The 21,536-nt window shown below is 61.3% G+C and carries 26 protein-coding genes; 15 read left to right on the top strand and 11 right to left on the bottom strand.

Annotated elements, in window-relative coordinates; translation table 11 throughout:
• Positions 1-164: 164 nt before the first annotated feature.
• Positions 165-515 carry a hypothetical protein gene (locus ATN38_RS18365; RefSeq protein ID WP_218748335.1) on the bottom strand — a complete coding sequence of 117 codons (351 nt, stop codon included), beginning with the start codon at positions 513-515 and terminating at the stop codon, positions 165-167.
• Positions 516-657: 142 nt separating this feature from the next.
• Here ATN38_RS18365 and ATN38_RS18360 point away from each other — a divergent pair, with 142 nt between their 5' ends.
• Positions 658-918 carry a WhiB family transcriptional regulator gene (locus tag ATN38_RS18360; protein WP_064445093.1) on the top strand — a complete coding sequence of 87 codons (261 nt, stop codon included), beginning with the start codon at positions 658-660 and terminating at the stop codon, positions 916-918.
• Positions 915-1,256, top strand: a complete 342-nt coding sequence (locus ATN38_RS18355; RefSeq protein ID WP_064445094.1) for a hypothetical protein — start codon at positions 915-917, stop codon at positions 1,254-1,256. Before ATN38_RS18360 ends, ATN38_RS18355 begins: the two co-directional genes overlap by 4 nt.
• Positions 1,257-2,373: 1,117 nt before the next feature.
• Here the strand turns inward: ATN38_RS18355 and ATN38_RS18350 are convergent.
• Both ATN38_RS18350 and ATN38_RS32865 read right to left on the bottom strand, forming a co-directional pair.
• Positions 2,374-2,958 carry a DUF6461 domain-containing protein gene (locus tag ATN38_RS18350; protein ID WP_064113936.1) on the bottom strand — a complete coding sequence of 195 codons (585 nt, stop codon included), beginning with the start codon at positions 2,956-2,958 and terminating at the stop codon, positions 2,374-2,376.
• 24 nt (positions 2,959-2,982) lie between these two features.
• The gene (locus ATN38_RS32865; RefSeq protein ID WP_256931965.1) at positions 2,983-3,111 is read right to left on the bottom strand and encodes a hypothetical protein; all 129 of its coding nucleotides are present in this window, start codon (positions 3,109-3,111) and stop codon (positions 2,983-2,985) included.
• Positions 3,112-3,277: 166 nt separating this feature from the next.
• Between ATN38_RS32865 and ATN38_RS18345 the strand changes: the two genes are divergently transcribed.
• The gene (locus ATN38_RS18345; RefSeq protein ID WP_218748334.1) at positions 3,278-3,994 is read left to right on the top strand and encodes an SOS response-associated peptidase; all 717 of its coding nucleotides are present in this window, start codon (positions 3,278-3,280) and stop codon (positions 3,992-3,994) included.
• Here ATN38_RS18345 and ATN38_RS18340 read toward each other — a convergent pair.
• Positions 3,991-4,980 carry a DUF2971 domain-containing protein gene (locus tag ATN38_RS18340; protein ID WP_064114084.1) on the bottom strand — a complete coding sequence of 330 codons (990 nt, stop codon included), beginning with the start codon at positions 4,978-4,980 and terminating at the stop codon, positions 3,991-3,993. The two genes, ATN38_RS18345 and ATN38_RS18340, sit on opposite strands and share 4 nt — an antisense overlap.
• A 144-nt stretch (positions 4,981-5,124) precedes the next feature.
• Between ATN38_RS18340 and ATN38_RS18335 the strand changes: the two genes are divergently transcribed.
• A complete protein-coding gene (locus ATN38_RS18335) occupies positions 5,125-5,934 on the top strand; it encodes a hypothetical protein (protein WP_064114085.1) in 810 nt (269 codons plus the stop codon).
• A gap of 1,064 nt (positions 5,935-6,998) precedes the next feature.
• Here the strand turns inward: ATN38_RS18335 and ATN38_RS18330 are convergent.
• Complete coding sequence (locus ATN38_RS18330) at positions 6,999-7,397, bottom strand: hypothetical protein (RefSeq protein WP_125053213.1); 399 nt, start codon at positions 7,395-7,397, stop codon at positions 6,999-7,001.
• 200 nt (positions 7,398-7,597) lie between these two features.
• Here ATN38_RS18330 and ATN38_RS18325 point away from each other — a divergent pair, with 200 nt between their 5' ends.
• The gene (locus ATN38_RS18325) at positions 7,598-8,176 is read left to right on the top strand and encodes a hypothetical protein (protein ID WP_125053211.1); all 579 of its coding nucleotides are present in this window, start codon (positions 7,598-7,600) and stop codon (positions 8,174-8,176) included.
• Positions 8,177-8,275: 99 nt separating this feature from the next.
• Here ATN38_RS18325 and ATN38_RS18320 read toward each other — a convergent pair whose 3' ends face one another.
• The 4 genes from ATN38_RS18320 to ATN38_RS18300 all read right to left on the bottom strand — a co-directional run bounded on the left by ATN38_RS18320 (position 8,276) and on the right by ATN38_RS18300 (position 12,163).
• Entirely contained in the window at positions 8,276-9,004 is a 729-nt protein-coding gene (locus ATN38_RS18320) for a hypothetical protein (RefSeq protein WP_218748333.1), read from the bottom strand.
• Between the two features lie 28 nt (positions 9,005-9,032).
• The gene (locus ATN38_RS18315; protein WP_082920797.1) at positions 9,033-10,157 is read right to left on the bottom strand and encodes a matrixin family metalloprotease; all 1,125 of its coding nucleotides are present in this window, start codon (positions 10,155-10,157) and stop codon (positions 9,033-9,035) included.
• Positions 10,158-10,194: 37 nt separating this feature from the next.
• Positions 10,195-10,539, bottom strand: coding sequence for a hypothetical protein (locus tag ATN38_RS18310; protein ID WP_125053209.1), 345 nt, complete (start codon positions 10,537-10,539; stop codon positions 10,195-10,197).
• Positions 10,540-10,681: 142 nt separating this feature from the next.
• Positions 10,682-12,163 carry a DUF4185 domain-containing protein gene (locus ATN38_RS18300; RefSeq protein ID WP_308256296.1) on the bottom strand — a complete coding sequence of 494 codons (1,482 nt, stop codon included), beginning with the start codon at positions 12,161-12,163 and terminating at the stop codon, positions 10,682-10,684.
• A gap of 726 nt (positions 12,164-12,889) precedes the next feature.
• On the opposite strand from ATN38_RS18300, the gene ATN38_RS18295 reads away from it, so the two are divergent.
• The 4 genes from ATN38_RS18295 to ATN38_RS18280 all read left to right on the top strand — a co-directional run bounded on the left by ATN38_RS18295 (position 12,890) and on the right by ATN38_RS18280 (position 14,427).
• A complete protein-coding gene (locus ATN38_RS18295) occupies positions 12,890-13,093 on the top strand; it encodes a three-helix bundle dimerization domain-containing protein (RefSeq protein ID WP_064114219.1) in 204 nt (67 codons plus the stop codon).
• A gap of 5 nt (positions 13,094-13,098) precedes the next feature.
• Positions 13,099-13,344, top strand: a complete 246-nt coding sequence (locus tag ATN38_RS18290) for a hypothetical protein (RefSeq protein ID WP_064114220.1) — start codon at positions 13,099-13,101, stop codon at positions 13,342-13,344.
• Positions 13,345-13,466: 122 nt separating this feature from the next.
• Positions 13,467-14,054 carry a hypothetical protein gene (locus ATN38_RS18285; RefSeq protein ID WP_064114221.1) on the top strand — a complete coding sequence of 196 codons (588 nt, stop codon included), beginning with the start codon at positions 13,467-13,469 and terminating at the stop codon, positions 14,052-14,054.
• Between the two features lie 181 nt (positions 14,055-14,235).
• Entirely contained in the window at positions 14,236-14,427 is a 192-nt protein-coding gene (locus ATN38_RS18280; RefSeq protein ID WP_197494335.1) for a hypothetical protein, read from the top strand.
• 7 nt (positions 14,428-14,434) lie between these two features.
• Here ATN38_RS18280 and ATN38_RS18275 read toward each other — a convergent pair whose 3' ends face one another.
• The gene (locus ATN38_RS18275; RefSeq protein ID WP_218748332.1) at positions 14,435-14,734 is read right to left on the bottom strand and encodes a hypothetical protein; all 300 of its coding nucleotides are present in this window, start codon (positions 14,732-14,734) and stop codon (positions 14,435-14,437) included.
• A gap of 184 nt (positions 14,735-14,918) precedes the next feature.
• Positions 14,919-15,296, bottom strand: a complete 378-nt coding sequence (locus tag ATN38_RS18270) for a hypothetical protein (RefSeq protein WP_064113927.1) — start codon at positions 15,294-15,296, stop codon at positions 14,919-14,921.
• Between the two features lie 788 nt (positions 15,297-16,084).
• Between ATN38_RS18270 and ATN38_RS18265 the strand changes: the two genes are divergently transcribed.
• From ATN38_RS18265 to ATN38_RS18240, 6 genes are all read left to right on the top strand, one after another.
• On the top strand, positions 16,085-17,185 hold the full coding sequence (locus ATN38_RS18265) for an ATP-binding protein (RefSeq protein WP_218748331.1): 1,101 nt from the start codon (positions 16,085-16,087) through the stop codon (positions 17,183-17,185).
• Positions 17,182-18,420: a VWA-like domain-containing protein gene (locus ATN38_RS18260; RefSeq protein ID WP_218748330.1), complete on the top strand. Its 1,239-nt coding sequence runs from the start codon at positions 17,182-17,184 to the stop codon at positions 18,418-18,420. Before ATN38_RS18265 ends, ATN38_RS18260 begins: the two co-directional genes overlap by 4 nt.
• Positions 18,417-18,611 (top strand): hypothetical protein, encoded by a 195-nt coding sequence (locus tag ATN38_RS18255; protein ID WP_125053203.1) that lies wholly within the window; start codon positions 18,417-18,419, stop codon positions 18,609-18,611. Before ATN38_RS18260 ends, ATN38_RS18255 begins: the two co-directional genes overlap by 4 nt.
• Positions 18,608-19,795: a hypothetical protein gene (locus tag ATN38_RS18250; protein WP_209923613.1), complete on the top strand. Its 1,188-nt coding sequence runs from the start codon at positions 18,608-18,610 to the stop codon at positions 19,793-19,795. The genes ATN38_RS18255 and ATN38_RS18250 overlap by 4 nt, the downstream gene beginning before the upstream one ends.
• 70 nt (positions 19,796-19,865) lie before the next feature.
• Entirely contained in the window at positions 19,866-21,167 is a 1,302-nt protein-coding gene (locus ATN38_RS18245; RefSeq protein ID WP_003941272.1) for an AAA family ATPase, read from the top strand.
• Positions 21,168-21,196: 29 nt separating this feature from the next.
• Positions 21,197-21,424: a hypothetical protein gene (locus tag ATN38_RS18240; protein WP_245220050.1), complete on the top strand. Its 228-nt coding sequence runs from the start codon at positions 21,197-21,199 to the stop codon at positions 21,422-21,424.
• Positions 21,425-21,536: the final 112 nt, after the last annotated feature.

The raw sequence follows: 21,536 nt of genomic DNA, 5'->3' as shown, positions 1-21,536 counted from the left end.
ACGACACGCTATGGGCTGCAATCCCGGTCACTTGCCGTGACACTCATATAAGTCGGAATGTTCACTACAATTACCACCGACCGCATTCAGCACGCGGAGGACGACCGCCCGCCGCTTACCGCCGGCATCGCGTCACCAACGTCCGTTCCTCCTACATCTAGAGCTCAGCTCACTGGCAGCCCGTGATACAGCAAGACCGCGTTGGTGATAGCGGTCGCGATCGCCGGCAGCACAGTGGCGGTTTGCTCGTCCAACCACTGCTTGACGCGAGATCCGTATCCTTGCCCCGGCTCGGTGGCGTCATCGTCTGCGATGGCTTGAAAAAGCTCTTCCAAGCTCTCGGCTGATACGCCGGCACCGATCAGTGCTTGTTTGAGGGTTTCGCGATCGCCCTTCGCGGGGGTTCCGATGCTTTGGGTGAAGTCCGAACTGCCGATGGCGTTGTTCGATCCGGACAGATCGGCGTTGGAAAGATCGAATTTATTGGAAATGACAGTCTCCTTTGAGAGCCACATCTGAGTGGTTGTGCCTGAATATGCACCTCGGGAATCGTACGACTTTCGCTTCAATGCCGACGTCGACTCAGGCTGTCCAGGTCCGCGGCTACCGTTCGCCCATCAATCCGAGAGGCCGATGTGTAGAGGAGTCGTGGTTGCTATGACCATCACCGAGATTCACCCGGGCGATACCGCTGGGAATGTCGAGTGGCAGGAGCGGGCAGTGTGCCAACGCACTGATCCCGAAGCATTCTTTCCTGAACCGGGAGAAGCTGTCCGGCCGGCGAAGCGGGTCTGCGCAGGATGCGAGGTTCGTGTCGACTGCTTGGCATTCGCATTGGCGAACGACGAGCGTTTCGGTGTCTGGGGTGGGTTGACCGCCTCGGAGCGGCGTCGTCGCTATCCGCGGGTGCAACAGTGACCACCCACGTGGACTTCACCCATACCTCGTACGAGGAGGCCGCGAGGTATGCCGATTCCATCAAACTCGCTCGGTATATCTGGGATCGAGGGATTTGCGGCACCGAGCTCCTCAGTCTCAGTGGAGCTACCTGCCGAGCGCTCGCCAAAGCGGCTGTTGTGAATCCGCCTTGTACCTCGGAAACATGGGCGACGGTGGCGGATCTTGTGGCCGAACAATCAGCGTGGGCGGACGCTCACCCGGATGATCCGGGTTCTGTTCCGCTGCACGCAGACGAGCATGAGGCGTGGATTTCGTGGATCCGTCCGGCAAGCGAAATCGGTACCTCGCGTGGGTGATCTTCTGTTCATGGCAGGTGCCTCGATGACATGCCTGTTAGGTGTTGCCGGCCTCACCGTTGCCCTTCGAGGAGCAAAGGATGCGACTGACGAAGACGAAGTGCTCGGGCCTGCAGCAGAGTTGATCCAGGAAATGCGATGAACGACGCGCAGCTCACGCTTTTCGACATCGAACTGCGGGGTGTGATTGCTTTTCGAGAGTGGTCAGAGCGCATGATCCCGGCGATGTGGACCGCATCGTGGGATTGCGCAGGCGGGATACAGAAGGGCACAAGATTGAGCGGATGGCAGTGTCCGGCCTGCCGAGTCGTCGAGCCCAACGCGTATCTGCTCGACAACAATCACGGGATAGACCCTGAACGGCCTGGAAGAGAAGATCGGCTGACTCGGTGTCTGCGTATGGAGCTACGTGAAAGTACGGCTGATGGTCGGCGTGCTCAGTGAGTGTCCTGCAGTCTCTCGCCTGAAAACCGCGCGAAATCAGAACCACCCACGCAGAGTAGAGACATGAGTCCCGCCGGCGCCGAAACCGAGGCGATGACCAGAGCCGGTCCAAGACAATGGCGGCCCGCTACCAGCCTTGCAAGGCAAGGAGGTTCGGTGTGGGCCACACTGCACATTCCTACGTGGAGGCTGGGCGCTCCGGCATCTTCATCATGATGAGCTCCGCACCGTCCTTGTACCGGTAGGCCCAATGACCATCCTTCGTCATCACTGTGCCGGCCTGGCCCTCGTCCGGCGCAGGGCTCCACCCTTAAGTCTCATTCGGTTCCGCACTCTCGCTCATTCCACTATTGTCTCAACCTCCGAAAACCGGCTGAAACCAGTGGCCGACACTGACCACCGGAAACGGCGGGTAGCCAGCACCAAAACAGATGCATCAATCTTGCATCTGATGCCAATCTGCCTCCTTGGCCACCCAGGACATGACGAAGCCGCCGGCACCTGACGGTGTCCAGCGGCTTCACAGGGTCGGTGCCCGTCTTGCGCCTCTCGGCAAGTGGCCGCTCGAAGCGGCATTTCTTTCGGTGGTACCCGGGGCAAAGAACCGAACACCGACAGCCTCTACAACGAAGACCGCCGCAGAGTTATTCCGGTGCGCTGACCTGCATCGCGATCAGTCGTCACTGCCGGCTACGAAGGTCGCCGTCGACAAGAATTCGGGGGTGATCTGCACGCCGGTGTAGTTCGCGGCCATCGCAAAAGATGCTTCGATGATATGGAATTTCCCGTCCGGCGACGGTCCTTCACTGTCGGGGTCGAGCCCGACTTCCCTCATCCGCGACTTCCACGCCTCCGACATCGGGTTCCCCGCTTCGGAACCGAAGAGGGGGTCGAACTGCACGGTATGAACTCCGTCCTGCCACAGGTCGAACGAGGACACTGCTTCGACGTCGCGCGAGTGTGTGAGCACTTCACGTCCCACCGACAGAGGCACCATAAGCTCGTCGTCCGAGCCGGCCCACGCCATCCGAGCGATCGCGATCGCCCAGTTCCCCAATGCCGCGGTGCCGACGACCGAATACTCTTCCCATTCGATGTCGTTGATGCCGTGCAATCCGCGGAATTCCCCCAGGTCGCGCACGGTCATCGCTTCGATCACGGCGGTCGGCGTTGCGTCGCGCACGTAGGTCACGTGCAGCCCGTTCTCGGTCCACGGGTAGTCGCGGAAGAGCCACTCGAAGTCGCGATACGTTTTCATGTGAAGCCTTCCCGAGAGATTCCGTCATTTCCTGGTGATGATCGTCCGCAACACGAAACGGAACACCACCGCGGTACCGGCCCCGACCGCGACGCCGGCCACCACGTCGGCCAGGAGAATTCCGACGGTGACACCGAGGGCTGTGGCGGCCACGATCGCCAACGCGACATCGGTAGGCGACGGCCGAGGGTTGGTGATCGCACTTCCCCTTCCGCGACAGTCGACGACGTACTCGCACAGATCATCACACGGCGTTTGGCGCGGAAGTCGGACCCACGCTGTTCAATGGAACGGGAACCGATTACGAGGAGGTCAGGCCATGTGTGGGCGCTATGCAAGCACAAGCTCGAGCAAGGAATTGCAGTCGTTTTTCGACACGATGCAGACCGTCGGCGACGAACTCCCACCGTCCTACAACGTCGCCCCCACACAACCTGTCCGTGTGATCCTCGAACGAACCCCAAACGAGGAACCCGACGCCGAGCCCCAGCGCCAGCTCCGGACCGTCAAATGGGGCCTGTTGCCGGCCTGGGCCAAGGATCGAAAGATGGCCTCCAAACTCATCAACGCCCGCAGTGAAACCGTTACGGAGAAGCCCTCATTCAGAAGTAGTGCATCCAAACGGCGTGCCATCATTCCTGCGAACGGATACTACGAATGGATGAAAAGTGAAGCAGGGTCGAAGATTCCATACTTCCTTCACAGCGAGGTCGACATCCTTGCAATGGCCGGATTGTATGAGTTGTGGCCCGATCCTGAACTGCCCGAAGATGACCCGAACAGGTGGGTATGGACCTGCACAGTCTTGACTCGGCCAGCCAGCGATGCCACGGGACACATACACGACAGATCCCCGCTGATTCTGCCCGAATCATTCTGGGAGCACTGGCTCGATCCGAACCTCACCGACAAGGGTGAGGTCCAAGCCATGATCAACTCCGTTCCGGAGCCGCATCTCGAACCCTACGAGGTCTCGACGGCGGTCAACAGCCCCAGGAACAACGATCCGAAACTGCTTGAGCCAGTCAGGAATTAGCGGAATGGTGTTTCTGAGGGGTGAACGTTGGCGCTGGCAGTTGTGTATCCATATCGCTGCAGAAGTGACTTTGCTGCCACCAGATTTTCGTACTGCTTTGGGCCCGGCCCGACATACAAACCTGTGACTGCATCACTAGGTAACTCGTCGAGCTTGCGATACGGGACGAGGCCCGAAGGAGTGGCACGGAACTCTGGCGCGTCGAAAGAGCCGGGTTCGATGAAGCGCCATTCGTGTTCTTCCTCGAAACCCTGGTGTTTGACGCTTGCAGCGTAGAACGCCAGGTTTTGTACAGCAGTGCTCAGATTTCCTGGATTGACCGAGTGTCCACGCCGGGTGAGCTCGGTGGTGAAAAGTTCGAGCACGGCGGTTTTCAGAGCCGGAGTCAACTCATTTCTTGTGTACTGCACTTTGTGTAGCCCTAAGCCTGAGAGATGGACCGGAGACCCGTCCGATCGGGGAAACTTGCTCGGGTCGAAACCGATGGAGAATCCACCGATGCCGTTGCCGTAAGCGCGCCACTGACTAAGGACGTCTGGTTCCTGGGAGAACGAGACCGTGCAACAGTGCAGGTAGGTCTCATATTTGCGATCGATGATCAGGTCGAGTGTTCGGCAAATTTCCTTAAGAAAATCGATGCCTGTTGGGTTTGCAGCCCTGGTTGAGTTGAAAAGGGTGTGCCAACTGTTGGTGACCCAATCGGCTCCCGGTGGTGCTTGGGTAGTGGGGGGCGCGCTCGCCCACATGTTGGCCTTTTTGAGTCCATCCTTGACGAAGTTATTGACCAGTTCGAGGCCGTGAACCAGCTCCCGTCGATCATTGAGGAACTGGGCCGCGGACGCCCACAAGACGGGTTTGTAACTGCCTGACCCGACGATGTTCGGGTCAGCGGCTGTGACTTCATGCCCCAGGATCCCGAGCAGCCCGGCTGCGTCGGTGTAATGCCACAGGGTCGCAGGTAGTTCCGGAGTTGACGGTGCGTTCACAGTGGCAGTCCATCACAGGTCTATCTCCATTGGGCCTTTACTGTCTATCGCCGAGAGTTCGAATTGAGGCCCAATTCGAACATCTGTGCGAGTAAAGTGTACGGTGTCAAGGTTGCGACAGCTTGAAAGCGGGGGCAGATCGTCATGGCGGAGCCGCCCGGCGGGATCGTGCCGACGTTCGCGTCGGTCAGCAAGGCGGAAAAGCTTGAACAGCTCCGCCGCAAGATGGCGTCGATTCCCGCCCGCTCGGACGGCACCGAACCAGCCACGTCATCGGTGGTACTTCGCCCGGTCGACGAGCGGGAGCCGACTCCGATCGTGGCCACTGCGCAATCGACCCTCCGGATGCTTCCCGTTCCGGCGCCGATCGGTGATCTGCTCCCACGCGGCGGTTTGGCCCGAGGAACCGTCGTCAGCGTCGACGGCGCAGCATCGGTCCTCATCGGACTACTCGCCACCGTCACCGCCGCCGGCGGGCACGTTGCGGTGATCGGAATGCCCGGACTCGGACTCCTCGCCTTCCACGAGCAAGGTGGCGACTTGGCGAAGGTCGCGCTGGTGCCGCAGCCAAAGGATGCTGCAATCGACTGCGCTGCAATTTTGCTGGAGGGCTTCGACGTGGTTGTTCTGGGGCTCTCTGGTGGCGCTGTAACGCCCTCTCGCGGAAGGGCTGTGGCTGCGCGGGCAAGAAGTAAGGGATCGCTGTTGATCGTGACAGAAGGGCAATGGGACGGTCCGGATCTGCGGATCTTGTCGCGAGTGTCCGGATATACGGGTCTATCAGCGGGGAGAGGGCGGGTGACAGGCGTTCGGCTCGACGTCGCGGCCGTCGGCAAAGGCTTCCAACAACGCACAGGCAGCCTGGAGATCCGCGACGAGAGCGGACAACTCTGCTGGGCAACCCTCGACGACAGCACGCGTGCTGCGACACCGCCGCTCCGGGTAGCGCAGTGATCAACACCGACCACTGGACTGAACGATGGCCCGACCACCCCGTGATCAGGACATTCGACCCGCCGAGAGCGGTGAAAGTCGACATCTTGTAGACCGGGTTTGAACGTGTCCAGTGTCCAGTGTGGAGGAGTGCGTCGTTGAGGAACCCCATCGATGCCGGAGGCCTCGGTATTGCCCGTGGGTCAGAAAACGAGTGCTGTGTCCTTGCCTTTCGAAGATGGGGCATCAGTCCGGAATCTGAGCACTTGTGCGCACATGCAAGTGGGCGATCAATGCCGGGCCGTCACTGAAACCCGCCGTCCGACAGACCAGCCTGCATTCGACTCGCGACCGGCCGCGCCGATACCAAAATCCAGAAATAACGAAGAGGTGAACGTGACCGATATACTTCAGTGGCTCGCACCTCTATCTCTAGATTGATCTATCTCGTTGCCATGCAATCGGTGATGGAATTCTCTGTTAACTCAGGAATCGAGCATGAGTAGGATGTCCACCCCTGCTCGGAATATTCATCCTGCGATTTGTCCACAATTATTTCGACATCCTCAACATTGGGCAGTATGCGAATATAATTGACTATCTCGTCACCCTCCGTAGTTGTTGAGCGCAAGGTAAATTCGGAGCCTCCGGCAGTGCGCGATGATTCCATGCACTCAACTTGCGAGCGCTCGAACGTGCTACCACTACTTGCGTTCGTTTTTTTGATCTCTCCGCAACTCGGGAGGGTAAGTCGGTTGGTGAAAAAATCGGGATCTTCCGGCGATTGTGAACATGCAGCATTGGCTAACAAGATTGCTAAAATAGCAGTCCGAATTCCTGTAGTTCTGGAAAATCTCATCTTTGTATTATAGCCTGGCCCGACAGTTGTCCGCCTAGCAAGAGGGGCATTTCTGAGAAGCGGTTGGCTTAGTAACTCGGCACGCTGTCCAGGTCGTCGATGCCCCTGAGAGGCGCGACCATATGGACTTCGCCCTGTGTGGCGGCGAAGTAGGCGTCCAGTTTTCAGGACACGTCCGGAATGTTGCCTTTGATGTGGAATCCAATTCAGCGATTGCGAAAATATATCAACAATCGTCATTCCTCCATCCATCTTCTTTGCTGTAAATCCACGGAACATCAATCTCATCCCTCTCTGGATGAACAGAGAATAGTGTGGTCACGTAGCCACGGCCACCCTCGATGTGCACGGTCAAAGAACTCGGACCGGGACCTCCTACTCCAAAATCTTTGAACCGAGTTGGGAACTCTTGTGCGGGAATTATATTCATGCATCGCACTGAAAGAAGGGTGTATGCATCTTTCGGATAACCTTCAAGGACGCTGCGATTCCACCTTTGGGAAGAAGAAGTCAGAATATCTTCCTGGGAAATGGCAGGATCGTAGGTATCCATGTCTACCCCGCATCCAGTCAACGACAGGGCAGTAATCAAAGAACCAAATACGCGAACAGTGAAACCATTCATTCGGATCACCTTACCCATTTACTTCCGACTCGGCATCAATGCGCATAGTCGGCGACGTGTTGCCCTTGGCCCTCTCTGACGTCGCCGTGACGTCCCCTCATGGACGGGGTCATGGCGGCCCGTGCGAGTGTATGGGATCGCTGCTCACCGTCACGGAACGGCAATGGGACGGTCCCGATCCTACGGATTAGTGTTAGGTTATGCGGCGATTTCGTTCAGGGCTCATCACGGTAGTTGTGGTTGCTGTTCTTGCGGTCGGAGCAGTGATCGCCTTCCGTGTCCTCGACGAGCGACGCGATCCCGTGGCGTTGCCGACGGGGGTGGTGGTCGATCGCGCCACCTGTTTGGCGCCGGAGGTCCTCGTCGCGGCGGTCCCTGGAGAGGTGCAGTCACCGGAGCTGTTGTCAGATCCTCTACCTCCTGCGGGCACGGTTCCCGAGAACTTCGAGCCGAAATCTGTTGTGGTGTGCCAATTCCTCGCATACACAGACGATTCCAGCGAGGCAACCCTTTCGCAGACAACCAGAACGGGGGACATGGCGCATGTGGTGGCCCAGTTCAAGCGGGAGTCACTCAAATCGCCATGGTTCGGCGAGTGCCCCACCCCCTCGAGCGTTCCCACACCTGTGGTGTGGCTGGTCGATAGCGCAGGAAAGGCTGTCAGGGTTGCATTTCCGGTCGATGGAACATGCCGGTACCCGTTCCCGGATGCGTACGAGGCAGTGATGAACTTGGTGGTGCAGGACGCACAATTGCACCATCTTCCCCGTGCATGGTGATGTCGGGCTGGGTATGAATCTGGAACCGAGGTCGACCGGGAAGCGCTGCTGTACCTCAGTTCCTCCGCGAGGTACAGCAGCACTACATAGTGAAAATGGTTACCGGGTTGTGGGTGCGACGGTCATGGTCGAGGTAGGGGCCCCGGACTGCATGGGGTCGTTCGGTTCGACCGACTCCGGAGGTCCGCTCAGGCGCGGGGCAACCGATGGCTTCGTTTCACCGTTCGGCCCAACGACATGAGGTTGCGGCTCCTCGTAAGGAATCTCATTCGCAATTGCATCCTGCATCCCTTTGACGACGTCGGATTCCCCTGGCTGGACCCCGCGCGCTGCCGACGGGTCGAGCTCTTCGTGCCCGGTGAAGGGAACGACGGTGTAGAAATCGAAGTCGGCGTTGTATCGGGTTGCGAACAGGTACGACTTACCGACTTCGATCATCGGATCTTCCTCGAGGAGAATCACTTCTCCGGTTTTGGGATCTGTCCCTCCCTGCTGATTCACCGTGACTTCCTCGGCGACTTCGCCTTTCAAGGAATTCGAGACCTGAACACGGAACTGTGTTTCCGGAACCGCGCTGCGGTCGGCCGCGAATCCGCTCTGCTCGAGCACAGTGCCGACGAATACAGCGTCTGCGAAACCTGCGACCTGGCGCTGATCTTGGATGTCGATGACCCACGAGGCATCCGAATGCGCGTTCGTGTGTGGGCTCTCCTGTGTCGCCTGCTTGTCGCTGGCGCCGGAGGAGTCTTCGGTCGTGCATGCACCGAGAGCTAATGCTGCGGCTACGGCGAGAGCCACTCCGATCCGCTTCTTCGTCGAAATGGTCATGGTTGGTTCCCTTCTCGCGTGCATTTTCTCACGGATGCTTGGTGTTGTAGGAGGACTTGTCCAGGTCGGACAGGGTGGACGTCTTGGTGAAGTAGATCCGTTCGTCCATGTTCGAGCCTGCGCAGCTGTGAGCGAGTCCAAGTGAGTGCCCCATTTCGTGGAGCATCACAGGCTGAATTCGGGCATCGCTGGGGCCACTGAATTTCGCGTCGTTCATCTCGAGTGTGGAGTAGTCGGTGCCCCGGTTCTCGTAGTGACCCGCCCAGCTGTAGTCCGATCGATTGACGTCCCTGACCACCAGGACCTCGTTGTTGAGTACCGGTGCTTGGGAGATGGCTACTCGACCGAGCCCGTTCCATGTACTGACTGAACTGTTGAACGCGCTGGTGTATTTGGTGGTGGAGCTGTATTTGAGCGTACGCGGAGATCCGTGGACGGAGCTGTACGAGTTTGTGAAGTTGTTCGGTGCCGAATTCCAGAACAAACGCCCGTTCTGGAAATTCTGCCCCTTGCCACCGTAGATCCAGTTCTTGTTGTCCGGATTGATTCCGTCCCAGCAGTTGTATTCGTCGGAGGATGGGAACCCGAAGTTGCTGTTTTCCCATCCAGCATTTGCCCATTGGTCTCGAATGGCGCCCCACACCGGCCATGCTCCGGTTGGCTGTGACCAGTAGATGGAACCGCCTTCGAAGTGGTTGTAGCGGCCGGGTTTGGTGGGCGTTCCGAGCTCTCGGGTCACCGGGTATCCAAGGTCGCTGCCGCCCTCCCATCCCATGGCACCCCACTTGTCGCGGATGAGCCCGCCGATCTGATTGGCATGTCCGTTGGACACATTCGCGTGCCAGTAGATCGAGCTGTTCTTCTCGAACGGTTGCCAACGCCCGTAGTTTGCGGCGTCCGCCTCGTAGTTCGTGGCATTTCCGAAGAACGGCCAGCCTCCGGTTTCGTTGAATTCCTCGAGGATCTTCCCTCCGACGCAGAACCCGAACTTCGGGTCGTTGTTCGGGCAGCTCGGGTCCGCACTCGCGGGTGCCGCACCCAGCACTGACACACTTGTCACCGTCAGCGCGGCAGCAACCATCGCCACTGCTTTCGACCTGGATGTCGTCCACAGTTTCCGGCGTCGTGTAGCCCTCTTGATGTTTCTGCGCATGCCTATCCTCTCGGATTGATTCACAGGTACTTGCCAGCTATTGGCGATTAGCGAAGAGAGTTTTTGCGATGAAATAGGAGGATGCGATGGCGACAACGACCGCGCCGAGCAACATCAGTGTCGACCCCCACCGGATGGTCGAGGTCACGTAGTGCACGTCGCCGGAGATATTCCAGGTGCAGGCGGCTCCTGCAATCGGAAAAGCAGTCCAATGCCCCTCCTCCGGCGTGAGGGTTTGTTCCACACCCGATGCTGGTGGAAGCGGCGCGTGGGCTCGGCAGTATTCGGTCGGGTCGCCGCCGAAGGAATAGAACGAGACCGCCACGACAATCAGGACGGCAACGACCGCAATCAGAGCGAGAACACCTACACGGCGATGCATGGGCACCTCGATTGCTGGCTCGATGTACCGCCCTGTGAGTGATCTGGCGGTTGATCGCATCCCGTGGCCGCATTGCCCCCACTGCTACGCCGAATGCGCTGGAGCACAAAGATATACAGTAGGGGCCAGCTGGGGTTGAACATCACGATGTCACTACCTGACCTGTGGCGCTAATCCATGCGATCCAGCCGCCTTGGAAGTCGTTGCGGCGGCCCTCGGGGGTGGCGTATTCGTCGGTGGTGGGGAATCCGAATCGTCCGCCTTCATAGCCGTGGCGACCATATTCAGCGATAATGGCGCCGTAGACGCAGTGAGTGCCGGCCTGGGGATTGAAGTAGATATTTCCTTCGGTGAAGCGGTTGAAGCGGCCGATTCCGTTGGGCGTGCCGAGTTCACCACTTGTGGGCCACCCCAGAGGGCTCGTGGGTCCGCCGAGGTCTAGATACTTCTGCGCGATCAACCCGTACGTTTCCCAGGCCCCGGTTGCGGCGCTCCAGTAGATGCGGCCGTGCTCGAAATCCTGCACCCGCCCGCTCGCCAGAGGTTGTTCGTCGCCGGTCGGTGCACCGAGCGGGCTCGTTTCGGCGCCGAGTTGTGTGTACCGGGCACCGATCGCGCCGCCGACGGTGTACACGGGGGCGACGGGAGTGACGGAGGTTTTGAACTGCATCGCATGATACGGAGTACCCGTTGCTGTATTCCATTGCGAGACAATCAGATGCAGATTGTCCAGGGTGGATGCGGGGTGGATGTAGCCGCCGTAGATCTGGCCGTACGTCCCGTCATTTGCTCCCCAGTCGCCGCCCTTGACCTGAACGGTGGGTTCAGACCACAGTCCGTCGATGCGGGCCGCGGTGCGGGTGACGATCGCATAAGCCTCCGGATCGAAATAGGCGAGGACCCAGGTGCCCTGGACGAAGCGGACACACATCTCACCGATCCGGCCGGGAATGATCGGCGTCGGGGCATTTCCCCACGCCCAGCCCGTCTGTTCGGTCCAGCCCCACCCCTGGTAGGCGGCGGGGCTGAGGATCTGTGCTTCCGGAACGCGACGCAGGATCATGCCGGCAGGCTTGTTGCGTCCGAACGCGGTGGAGATGACGTAGACGTATCCGCCGTGGCGTTCCATCGTCCAGCACTGATCGAGCGCGCCGGGGTGATTGTCCCAACGTGCCTGCGAGAGAGTCCAATTCTCGCCCGAGTCGTCGGAGTAGGCGAGGTAGGTGAAGTTCGTTTTCCAGTCCTCGGAGTCCCAGGCGTGCACGCTCATCACCGACAGATACGTGCGCGTCCCGATCGTGAGCGCATCCCCGGGAATGACCGTGAACTCGGTGCCTGGTGCTTCGACGCTCGGCAACTGCCGCGTGTCGTGCGCATTCGGCAGGATCTCCTTCGCATAGCCGCCGCCAGCCGCAGAGCTGAACACGATCCCCTGATCCAGATTAGTTGTCGTCGAACGCAACATCACCGGACTACGCCACCCCGGACCACCAGGGGCGAGGGACTCGAACGTGTCGCCGAAGAAGAACCCGAAACGCCCATCCTGCAAACGCACAGGAAACCCCAGATCCGTCCCACCCACACCCCACGAACCGGTCTGGGACGAGCCTGTCAAATTCTTCACGAACACAGCCGAAGCAACAGGAGTAACGAGAATCTCAGGCACGCAAAACCTTCCAACACCGTAGAAGTCGCATCAACCCAATACTGAACCTGGGAATCTCCTGCGAAAAGAGGGCGGATCCCGATCGCTGCTTACGGTAAAGAACGTCCGCGCAATTGCCAACGGATACTTCATGTCAGTTAGGTTACGAAAACCAGCAGGTTGGTTTAATGCCAGGTCACTGGGGTGCCGATTCGTCAAAGTTCATACTTTCGGCGGGTCCCCACCATTGTCGGCAAACGTCCTCACACGGACATTTGCACCAGCGCCCGGTCAAGACGAGCAGAAACGACAGTGGCGCCTTTCGAGACTGGTGGCATTCGAATGGAGAGATTCCGAGGGTGGTGACACGCTTACCTGCGAGACCTCCACCTGCCGGACGGTCAGGGAAGCAAGGTAGCGATGAAGGTGTCAGCGTTTCATTCGACAGAGGCCAGCACGCTCGGTGTCTACCACGACAACACGGAGTGCATTCTGGCCGCCAGTATTGCGCCGGAACATCGAACGATTGGTGTTGACGGCAGAGCGTGGTGCATCGCGTGCGCCGCCCTGGACTGACCACCGCTTCGACGCACCAGCAAGTAAGTTCTCTCCCCGGCTCATGGCTGGAGAATGGTTCCTTGGCGGAACGGATCGGCACTGTCCTCTCCTGTGGAGCTGACGGAGCTTTGGGCGCATCATTGACAGATGACGAACGACGAGGAAGACCGCCTGATCGGTCAGACGCTCACTCGGTTGACCGCGAAATTTCCCTCGGTGTCGGCAGAAGCTGTAGCGGGGGCGGTGGAGTCCGCCCATGCTCACTTTGCCGGGCACCGGATACGGGATTTCGTTCCTCTGCTCGTAGAGCGCATGGCGAAAGAGAAACTCTCGTCGCTGGTCACCTCGTAACGAGCGTGCCGACCGCAGACAAAGACTCCGACATTGCACAGGCGAGAGTGTTTCTGGCGCTGTTGAATGCGGAGATCGACGACCTCTCCGCGCGCATCGAGGCAGCCGTGCGTCTCGAACGAAATTCCCGTGTGAACGGAAATCTGACGACGACGTCGGTAGCTCGTACCGATGCAATCATGCTGCGAAAAGAACTGCACGGGGTGCATCGACTGGTCAAGCAGCTCACCGATCGTTTCCCGACCCTGTGACCAGCACTATCGACAAGAAGCTTCACGGCGCGTTGCCGAGCACAGAGGACTGTGATCCCAAGAGTCAAAGGGGTGGTCGTTGGACGAGACGGATCAACCGGTTGCGGTCTACTCTTCGGGGCATGTATCTGGTCCCGGACCTCGACGATGACGACGACCCAGATTTCGACGAAACTTTTGATCCGGATGCGCAGACGTTGACTCCGCGCCAGTGCGTTGTCGTGGCTCGGGTGGCGACAGAGTTGGCGGATGCGGTGTTTGCTGACGCACACCTGCTCGGTAATCGCCCCGTTCAACCAGGTTCCGGGTGTGCGGTGTTGGCGGACCTTCCGGAATGCACCTGGACTCAGGATGCGACATGGCGACGCACCATGGCTCGCTCATTCGATGATCTTTCCGCCGACGCCGCTGCGGGCCTCGATCCCGAACCTCGCTGTACCGGCGAGGAAATGGCGCTGCGTCTGATCATCGGCCGCGCCCGTACCGCCATGATCTCGGACCGGTTCGTCGAAGAACTCACACATCTGCCCGCGCACAAGAATGACGATGATTGGGACGGCCCGCTCGATTACCTGTTCCAGGACCATGACGTGCTGACACTATTCTGGGCAGAACCGATATCAGATGGGGTCAACCTCGATCCCGAGGATTGGTTCACCCCCTTCGAACCGGAACTCGCGCGCGACGAAGACCGCGGCTTTCGTACATAGTTCAGCCCCGATTCACGTCGGCGGCGGATCCTCCGTGCGGTGGCCTCGTATCTTTCGTTTGTCTCGACCTGTGTCCGATGATGTGGTCTTCGTGCTACTGGTCACTGTCCAGTAGTGCACAAGACATCGGCCGCGCGCTCCCGCTCGGACGTGGGGGAGCGCGCGCGCCGATCATGTGAGCATGCGGGTGAAAACGTCCGCGCTCTACATGTCCGGGTATCTTGATGCAGCTCAACAGTTTTGGGTCAAAATGCACGACGGACAATGGTTGGCCGGGGTAACCGTGCGCGTTACCGATGCCGGCGGAACCAACCTCGTCGAAATCGACATGCTCGTGACCGCCGACGCCATCACCGAAGTGCCGGCCACCTGAACGTCTTTTACTCGATCGAAGGTGGCAGCCGCGGTCCGTGCGCTCGGAACCTGCTCCCACGCCGTTCACGCTCGCGGGCGTCCGCCAACGCTGCCTTGATGGTGGTACGCGCCGATGGAGCGATCGAGTACGTCACGCGAGGCTTCCCTGACACGCCATCCACTCCTGGATCGTGGCGGATCAACCAATTAGCTCCCGTCAGCCGGGCGAGAATGCGATAAGTCTTTCCACTCGAATACTCCAGCGCGTCCATGACCCGATACCCGTAGATCTCCTTCTCCGGATGCTGGAGAAGAAGCGTAAGCACCGCTTGAACCGCAGGGGTTATTCGTATGTTGTCGGTGGCCACACCCCAAAGCTACCAAAAAGATGTGTACATACTTTTTTACATATAGAAACCAACAGTGCGAGTTGAAGGCTGGACAGATGACACGCAAAAGCGCCGGTGAGCGATGTGCTCACCGGCGCTGGAAATGCGAGATCGCCCTATGTCACCAGCGCTGAAAACCGGTGACGTACGTGCCATTCCAGAGCGCCGGGTCGCTGAGCGTGATGGAGACACGACCTCCGTGTGAAGCTGCCTCGTCGACGATCTGGTCGACGGTGGCGTAGACGACGTTCCCGGTGGGCTGATAGACGGAACCAGGGCCGAGGTTCACGCGCCAACCCCGATCCGGGATGGGGCCGAGGAGGTTGCCGGCATTGGTGTCGGCGATGAATCGGGTCTCGTTCTGATCGAAATTGACTCCGACAAATCCGTTGCCGGAATACGGGGTCGCGGCAGAAGCGGCACCCGCCCCGAGGAGGGCCACAGCACCGGCCGCTACCGGGACCAACAGTGCAGCTACAGCCATACGTGAACGGGACATGGAAACCTCCTGTGACGCGAAGGCTGCATCTTCCGCAACCAACTTTGATGTAACTGACGGTAGCGCAAAACGTGATAACCGAACATTTGCGACAACATGACGTCGGTCACGTTAGCGGTAGCGCAAAGGCTCGCAATCTGGGCATTCATACTTTATGACTAGGCGAAACAGGGCTGATCGCCCCTAGGTGCGGAGGCGGAAACGGACCGCTTGCCGCTTTCAGCTCCAAATGAGTAAATGCCTGGCACTCAACCCGGTCGGTCGGATCACCGACTGCATCCGCCTGCCCGGCGGCCCGGCCACCTGCGGTGTCCCCCAAGAGGATGCTCCGCTTCGCTCCGCTTCGCTCCGCTCTGTAGAAGCGAAAAGATCCTTTTTCCTTCCTGTCCTTCCGATCTTGATCGACGTGCTCGTCACTTGTGTGGACGCCATCACCGCGGTGCCGGCCACCTAGACGGTTGCGGAGACGGCCGTGATTGTCTCGGGGCGTGCGGGATCACTGGTTCTGTCTGGCTCGCTGGGGGTTCAGACGATACGAAGTGTTTCCCAGTCCGGACCGCAGCCCGAGTGCGAAGAGTTGGCACTCCACGTCGTTGGCGGCCTTTCGTACCTCGTACGCGGTGGTGCCGGCAGTCGGGCGTGGTGATCGTTTCTCACGTCCCCGGCACAGGGTGCGCCGGGGACGTGAGAAACGATTCTAGCGCCTATTTGTGCAGGTCAACCTATATAATTGGGGAGTCTAATTCGGTAGCGGACCTGACCAGTTCGCTCGATTCTGGAGGATTCCTGTGGCTGATTTGGCTACTGCTGTGACTGTGTTGGATGCGAATGGGCGGGCGGGTGTGCCGTCGTTGCTGATTTCGGGTCCGGGGATGGGCAAGTCGAGTTTGGTGCGTGGGTTGGCTGCGGCGGATGGGGTGTTGTGCAAGACGGTGTTGGGGTCGTTGCGTGAGCCGTCGGATTTCGCTGGGTTGCCGGTGGTGCGGGAGCACGGTGTGACGTTGGAGGCTCCGGCGTGGGCGAAGGAATTGGTGGCCGGTGGTGGCGGGTATCTGTTTCTGGACGAGTTGACGACGAGTCCGCCTGCTGTGCAGGCGGCGATGTTGGCGGTGGCGCTGGATCTGACTGTCGGTGATGTGCAGTTGCCGAAGGGAACTCGGGTGATTGCGGGGGCGAACCCTCCGGATTGCGCCGCTGGTGGGTACGAGTTGGAAGCGCCGTTGGCGAATCGGTTCTGCCATGTGGAGTTCACGCCGTCTGTGGATGAGTGGTTGGACGGTATGTCGACGGGGTGGGGTGCGCCACCTGCCTCGCGTGCGGTGGCCACCGATGAGCAGCGGGTTGCGTTGGTGCGCAGTTCGATCACCGGCTTTGTGCAGCGCAATCCTGATGCGTTGGATGCGTTTCCGTCGTCGGCGGCGCAGACCGGTGGCGCGTGGCCGTCGCGTCGTACGTGGTCGATGTTGGCGGCGGTGTTGCCGCATTTGCGCGAGGACGACAACGCGGCGATCAACACGGCGGTGTTCGGGTTGATCGGTGAGGGCGCGGGCGTGGAGTTCTTGGAGTGGCGACGTAGCGCCGATCTGCCCGATCCGGTTGCGGTGGTGGAGAATCCCGAGTCGGCGTTCGATTGGCAGTCGCGTCCTGATCTGGTGTGGGCAGTGTTGTCCGGTGTCACGGCGTGGGCGGTGGGGCGCGGCACGGTGGAGGCCTGGCGCAGTGCGTGGGGTCCGCTGATCGCGGCTGCGGAGGCGGGCGCACCGGACGTGGCGGGCGCGGCGGCGCGCACGCTGGCGACGGCGCGACCGGCGAAGGCGACTGTCCCGGCGTCTGCACGTCGGTTCGCGCCGATGTTGACCGCTGCGGGTCTGATGGAGGCGGCGGCATGAGCGGGGTTCGGGTGCTCGCGCCGGATGAGTTGCGGGCGTTTCGCCTGGCACGGCTGGTTTCTGCCGAGCAGATGCCGTATTTCATGCGGGCGTTGTTCGCGGCGCAGCCCGTTGCTGCACCGGGGTTGGGAACGTTCGCGGTGGATGCGCAGTGGCGGCTTTATCTCGATCCGGCGTTGTTGGTGGGCGCGGGTGCGTGGCCGGTGCCGGTGGCGGGTGCGGTATTGCTGCACGAGGTCGGGCACTTGCTGCGGGCGCACGGTGCGCGGGGTCAGTCCTTGCCGAAGCCGGTGCAACACGTGGCGTGGAATTACGCGGCGGACGCGGAAATCAACGACGACTTGCTGGCGGCGGGCGTCGGGTTACCGGACGGGGTGATCACTCCACAATCGTTCGGGTGCGAGGACGGCGGAATCGCAGAGGACTACTACACGCACCTGATCGATCCGGCTACGGGGCAACAGTTTCCAGACGACGAAGATGTGGGATGCGGGTCCGGTGCGGGGTGCGCGCCGGTGCCGGGGGAGTTGGGCGCGGCAGCGGGGGAGGTCGCGGACGGGTTGGACGGCGCGGAAGCAGATCTGATGCGCCGCCATGTGGCGCGGGCGGTGCAGGCGGCGCAAGGGAAGGGGCGCGGGAGCGCACCGGCAGGATTGGCGCGTTGGGCTGGTGAGGTTCTCACGCCGCCGACAGTGCCGTGGGATCGGGTGTTGCGCGCGGTGATCCGGCGCGCGCTGGCGGATCAGTCGGGGCGGACGAACTACAGCTATGCGCGTCCGTCGCGGCGCAGCCTGCCGGGGATCGTGGCCCCGGCGATGCGGGGTCCGTCGATCACGGTGTCGATTGTGATCGACACGTCCGGGTCCATGTCGGCGGCGGATCTGTCGGCGGCGATGGGTGAGGTTGCGGGTGTGCTGCGGGCAGGCGGTGTAGCGCGGGAGCGGGTACGGATTCTCTCGTGCGATGCGGCATCGACGTCTGCGCAGGCGGTGCGGTCGGTGGCTGATGTGGTGTTGGTGGGCGGCGGCGGTACGGATATGCGCGTCGGGATCGATGCGGCGAACGCGGCCCGTCCTGCCCCGCACGTGGTGATCGTGTTGACGGACGGGGATACGCCGTGGCCGGATCGGCCGTCGCGGGCGCATCTGGTGTGCGCGGTGATCGGCAACGACACTGCACTGGCACGGACCCCGGAATGGGCGTCGAGTGTGCAGATCCCGGTCGGTGCGTTGTGAACGCGGTGAGCGGTGATCTGTTGCGGTACGCGCAGCAGGTGTTGACCGGTACCGGTCACGCGCCGGATCAGGTGGCGAGCGTGGTCGCCGGTACCGGCGAGGATGCGGCGGCGCGGGCCTTGCGTGCGGGGTGGGAGTGCGCTGCGAATCCGGTGGTCGGGGCGTGCGAACAGACGGAGGACGTGTCGTGAGCGTGGAATGGTTCGATCTGGCTCAGCGTCTCTATGCCGCCGAAACAGGGCGCCCCGTTGCTCGGCTCGCACACACTACGTTCACCCCGTCAGCGTCGGCGCTGGCGGTGCGGGCGACGGTACGCGGCGGCAGTGTGAGCGTGTCCGCTGCGTCGTTCGGTGGAGGTGAGGAAACCGCGTGCGACGAGGCAGGGTTGGCGTTGCTCGCACGGTTGGGCGGCACACTGGCGGCGGATACCCCGGCGATGTTGCTCACCGACGACACCGGCACGATCCCGGCCCTGGTGGGGTTGGCGCGGGCGCACGCTCACCACAGTGACCCGAACATCTCCGGTAGCGCCGCGATGGTGGGGTGGTGGGCAGATCGCGCGGATCATCCCGGCACATCGGCGGTGGTGAATCTTCCGGCCGCCTCCAGTGCCCGCTACGTGCTCGGAGTGGTGCCGGAAGCGCAGCGGTCGGCGCGGGTATGGCGAAAGTGGTTGCAGATCACCGACGAGAGTGTCGCCGGGATGCACGAATGGGCGCGTGCGATCGGCAGTGGCCCGTTGTTACCGCTGCTCGCTGCGATCGGTGAAGACGACGCCTATTCGTTTTCTCGGGCACAGTCCGCACTGGTGGACGGTCACGACTGGTCGCGTCCCGACAACACGGCCAGCGCCGCGATGGGTCTGCGAAGTCGTTGTGACGCAGCAGATGTGATGTCATCAGCCTTGCTCGATGATCCGATGTGGCGCGAGCGCGCATTGCACACCGGCCACGTCGCGGTGGGTGTGGCATCGATGACGCCGCCACCGAAAGGTTCACGTCGGCGCAACGGGTCGTTGTCGGTGACGTGTGAGCGTCTGGATTCGCGCCTGCGGGTCGGATCTGCTGTCACCGGGTGGGTCGGTACACCGCGACGGCGTCCGTTCGAGCAGTTCACTGTCGAGGTCACATCGACCGAGGTTGTCGGCGGGAAGTTGGTGCTCGGACTCGGTTCGGTGGGGATGTATGCGCCGCCGAGTGGCGCGTCGGTGGTGTTGATGCCGCAAGCGGCGTCACCTTTCGCGATGCGCGCTGGTCGTGGCCGGTACTGGCGGCTCTACCGAGGGCGGCGGTCCTGGCTTTCGACGGGGCAGACACCCGTCCCTTCCCGGCGTGAAGTGCCGTTGGACGTGCTCATAGCGGGCGCAGAGGAATAGCACCGGCAGCATACCTGCCTTAGGTAAATAGCCAGTTCAGAGACTTTTTTCACGAAAGGTTTGATTCGTCATGCGCATTACTGCCTCGTCGTCCGATATTGCTGCCCCCTCCGGCCCGGTGCCGTCGTCGTCCCGTCCGCCCGTCCCGTCGCTGACGGGGTGGCCGGGGTCGGAGATCATGGCCGACCCGATCACAGCGCGTGTGCTGTTTTCGGTGTGGTCGGGTGATCCGGCGGTGGTGGTGCCGTCCCCTCCCGGTGCGGGCAAGACCCGCTTGGTTGCATTACTGGCTGCGGCATTGGCGCACCGCGCGGATCTGCGCGTGGGGATCGCGGCGCAGACCCGCGAACAGGCGGTGGAGATTGCACGCCGGTTGGGAACACTCACCGACCGCGCCGCCTTGATGTGGAAAGCGAAAGCACCGGCACCGGACAGCGGCGACACACCGGTGGTCTCGGGACAGAAAGTGCGCTGGCAGGGCGACGTCGGTGCAATTCTGATCGGCACGACGGCGCGATGGTTGTTCTCGGACCCAGACCGAGTCGGTGCGGACGTGTTGATCGTGGACGAGTCGTGGCAATGCACCTACGCCGATCTGGGAGCGCTGGGAGCCATGGCGAAACAGGTGGTGTGCGTCGGTGATCCCGGCCAGATCGACCCGGTGGTGACCGGCGATGTATCTCGTTGGGAGGGAAGCGAAACCGCACCCGATCTACCCGCCCCGATTGCACTGTTGGCTGCGCACGGCGACGCGGTGGGGATGGTGCGGTTGGCGCACACCTGGCGACTCGGACCCGACACCACAGCACTGATCGCGCCACTGTTCTACCCCGACCTGCCGTTCACCTCCAAGCGTCCCCCGGAACACCTCACCGATTCGAGCGGAGCCGTGTGGCCCGAATTGGCGCACCGCCCGATCACAGCCTGCGGAGGCCCGTCCGATCCGGCCCTGGTGACCGCATGCGCCGCGCGGGCGGCGGAACTACTGGCAGCGGATCTGGTCACCACCGCAGGCCAGCGGCCAATGACGGCCGCCGACGTGGCCGTGGTGGTCCCGCACGTGACCCAGGCTGCGGCAATCCGTGCCCTACTCAGCGAGCACCCCGACGTACTGGTCGGCACCGCCAACTCGCTGCAAGGCCTCGAGCGCCCTGCCGTCGTGGTGCTGCACCCGTTGGCGGGATACCGGACCGCCGAACCTTTCAACCTCGACGCGGGCCGCACCTGCGTGATGCTCTCGCGTCACCGCGCCCACATGTCCGTCGTCATCGATGACACGACCGCGAGCGTCCTTGCACACGGTGCGCCGTCGCCCGCGCTCGAGGTCCAGACCGCCCTGTTGGCCGCGCTGCACAGCACCCCCGCTGTGTAGCTCACCCGCAAGGGAAAGGGACACAACACATGTCCGAAACAACGAAGCCCGAATACCGTGCACGCGCCTGGGAAGGAATAGACACATTCGACGCAGTCGCGGCATCGACAGCAGGCGGCAGCAAGCACGATGACTTCCGCTACGAGCAAGACCCCGAGTCGCAGATCCACGACAACGGCGTCCGCGCTGTGCGGGCAGCAGACGGAATGATCGCGTATGCCCGCCGCTGCGGAACCGGCACCGGGACTGTTTCGTAATCGGTGTTTTGGCCCGAGACGCTGAGTGAATGCTCGGCGAGGAGGTGCCGAGATGACGACACTGGAGAATGTGACGAAGAAGAGGGCCGAGCCCTCCGCGGAAGCTGCGGCG

Origin of the sequence: Rhodococcus sp. FH8, from assembly GCF_019266085.1 — a bacterium.
In the GTDB taxonomy this organism is placed as follows: domain Bacteria; phylum Actinomycetota; class Actinomycetes; order Mycobacteriales; family Mycobacteriaceae; genus Rhodococcus_F; species Rhodococcus_F qingshengii.
This window is presented reverse-complemented; position numbering and strand designations above follow the sequence as displayed.

Coding starts and splice junctions, on each gene's coding strand:
- ATN38_RS18365 (WP_218748335.1), bottom strand. CDS start 515: ATGTGGCTCTCAAAGGAGACTGTCATTTCCAATAAATTCGATCTTTCC.
- ATN38_RS18240 (WP_245220050.1), top strand. CDS start 21,197: ATGTCCGAAACAACGAAGCCCGAATACCGTGCACGCGCCTGGGAAGGA.
- ATN38_RS18310 (WP_125053209.1), bottom strand. CDS start 10,539: ATGCATCGCCGTGTAGGTGTTCTCGCTCTGATTGCGGTCGTTGCCGTC.
- ATN38_RS18325 (WP_125053211.1), top strand. CDS start 7,598: ATGCGGCGATTTCGTTCAGGGCTCATCACGGTAGTTGTGGTTGCTGTT.
- ATN38_RS18330 (WP_125053213.1), bottom strand. CDS start 7,397: ATGAATGGTTTCACTGTTCGCGTATTTGGTTCTTTGATTACTGCCCTG.
- ATN38_RS18270 (WP_064113927.1), bottom strand. CDS start 15,296: ATGTCCCGTTCACGTATGGCTGTAGCTGCACTGTTGGTCCCGGTAGCG.
- ATN38_RS18260 (WP_218748330.1), top strand. CDS start 17,182: ATGAGCGGGGTTCGGGTGCTCGCGCCGGATGAGTTGCGGGCGTTTCGC.
- ATN38_RS18360 (WP_064445093.1), top strand. CDS start 658: ATGACCATCACCGAGATTCACCCGGGCGATACCGCTGGGAATGTCGAG.
- ATN38_RS18350 (WP_064113936.1), bottom strand. CDS start 2,958: ATGAAAACGTATCGCGACTTCGAGTGGCTCTTCCGCGACTACCCGTGG.
- ATN38_RS18335 (WP_064114085.1), top strand. CDS start 5,125: ATGGCGGAGCCGCCCGGCGGGATCGTGCCGACGTTCGCGTCGGTCAGC.
- ATN38_RS18345 (WP_218748334.1), top strand. CDS start 3,278: ATGTGTGGGCGCTATGCAAGCACAAGCTCGAGCAAGGAATTGCAGTCG.
- ATN38_RS18285 (WP_064114221.1), top strand. CDS start 13,467: ATGTATCTGGTCCCGGACCTCGACGATGACGACGACCCAGATTTCGAC.
- ATN38_RS18245 (WP_003941272.1), top strand. CDS start 19,866: ATGCGCATTACTGCCTCGTCGTCCGATATTGCTGCCCCCTCCGGCCCG.
- ATN38_RS18295 (WP_064114219.1), top strand. CDS start 12,890: ATGACGAACGACGAGGAAGACCGCCTGATCGGTCAGACGCTCACTCGG.
- ATN38_RS18320 (WP_218748333.1), bottom strand. CDS start 9,004: ATGACCATTTCGACGAAGAAGCGGATCGGAGTGGCTCTCGCCGTAGCC.
- ATN38_RS18280 (WP_197494335.1), top strand. CDS start 14,236: ATGCGGGTGAAAACGTCCGCGCTCTACATGTCCGGGTATCTTGATGCA.
- ATN38_RS18315 (WP_082920797.1), bottom strand. CDS start 10,157: ATGCGCAGAAACATCAAGAGGGCTACACGACGCCGGAAACTGTGGACG.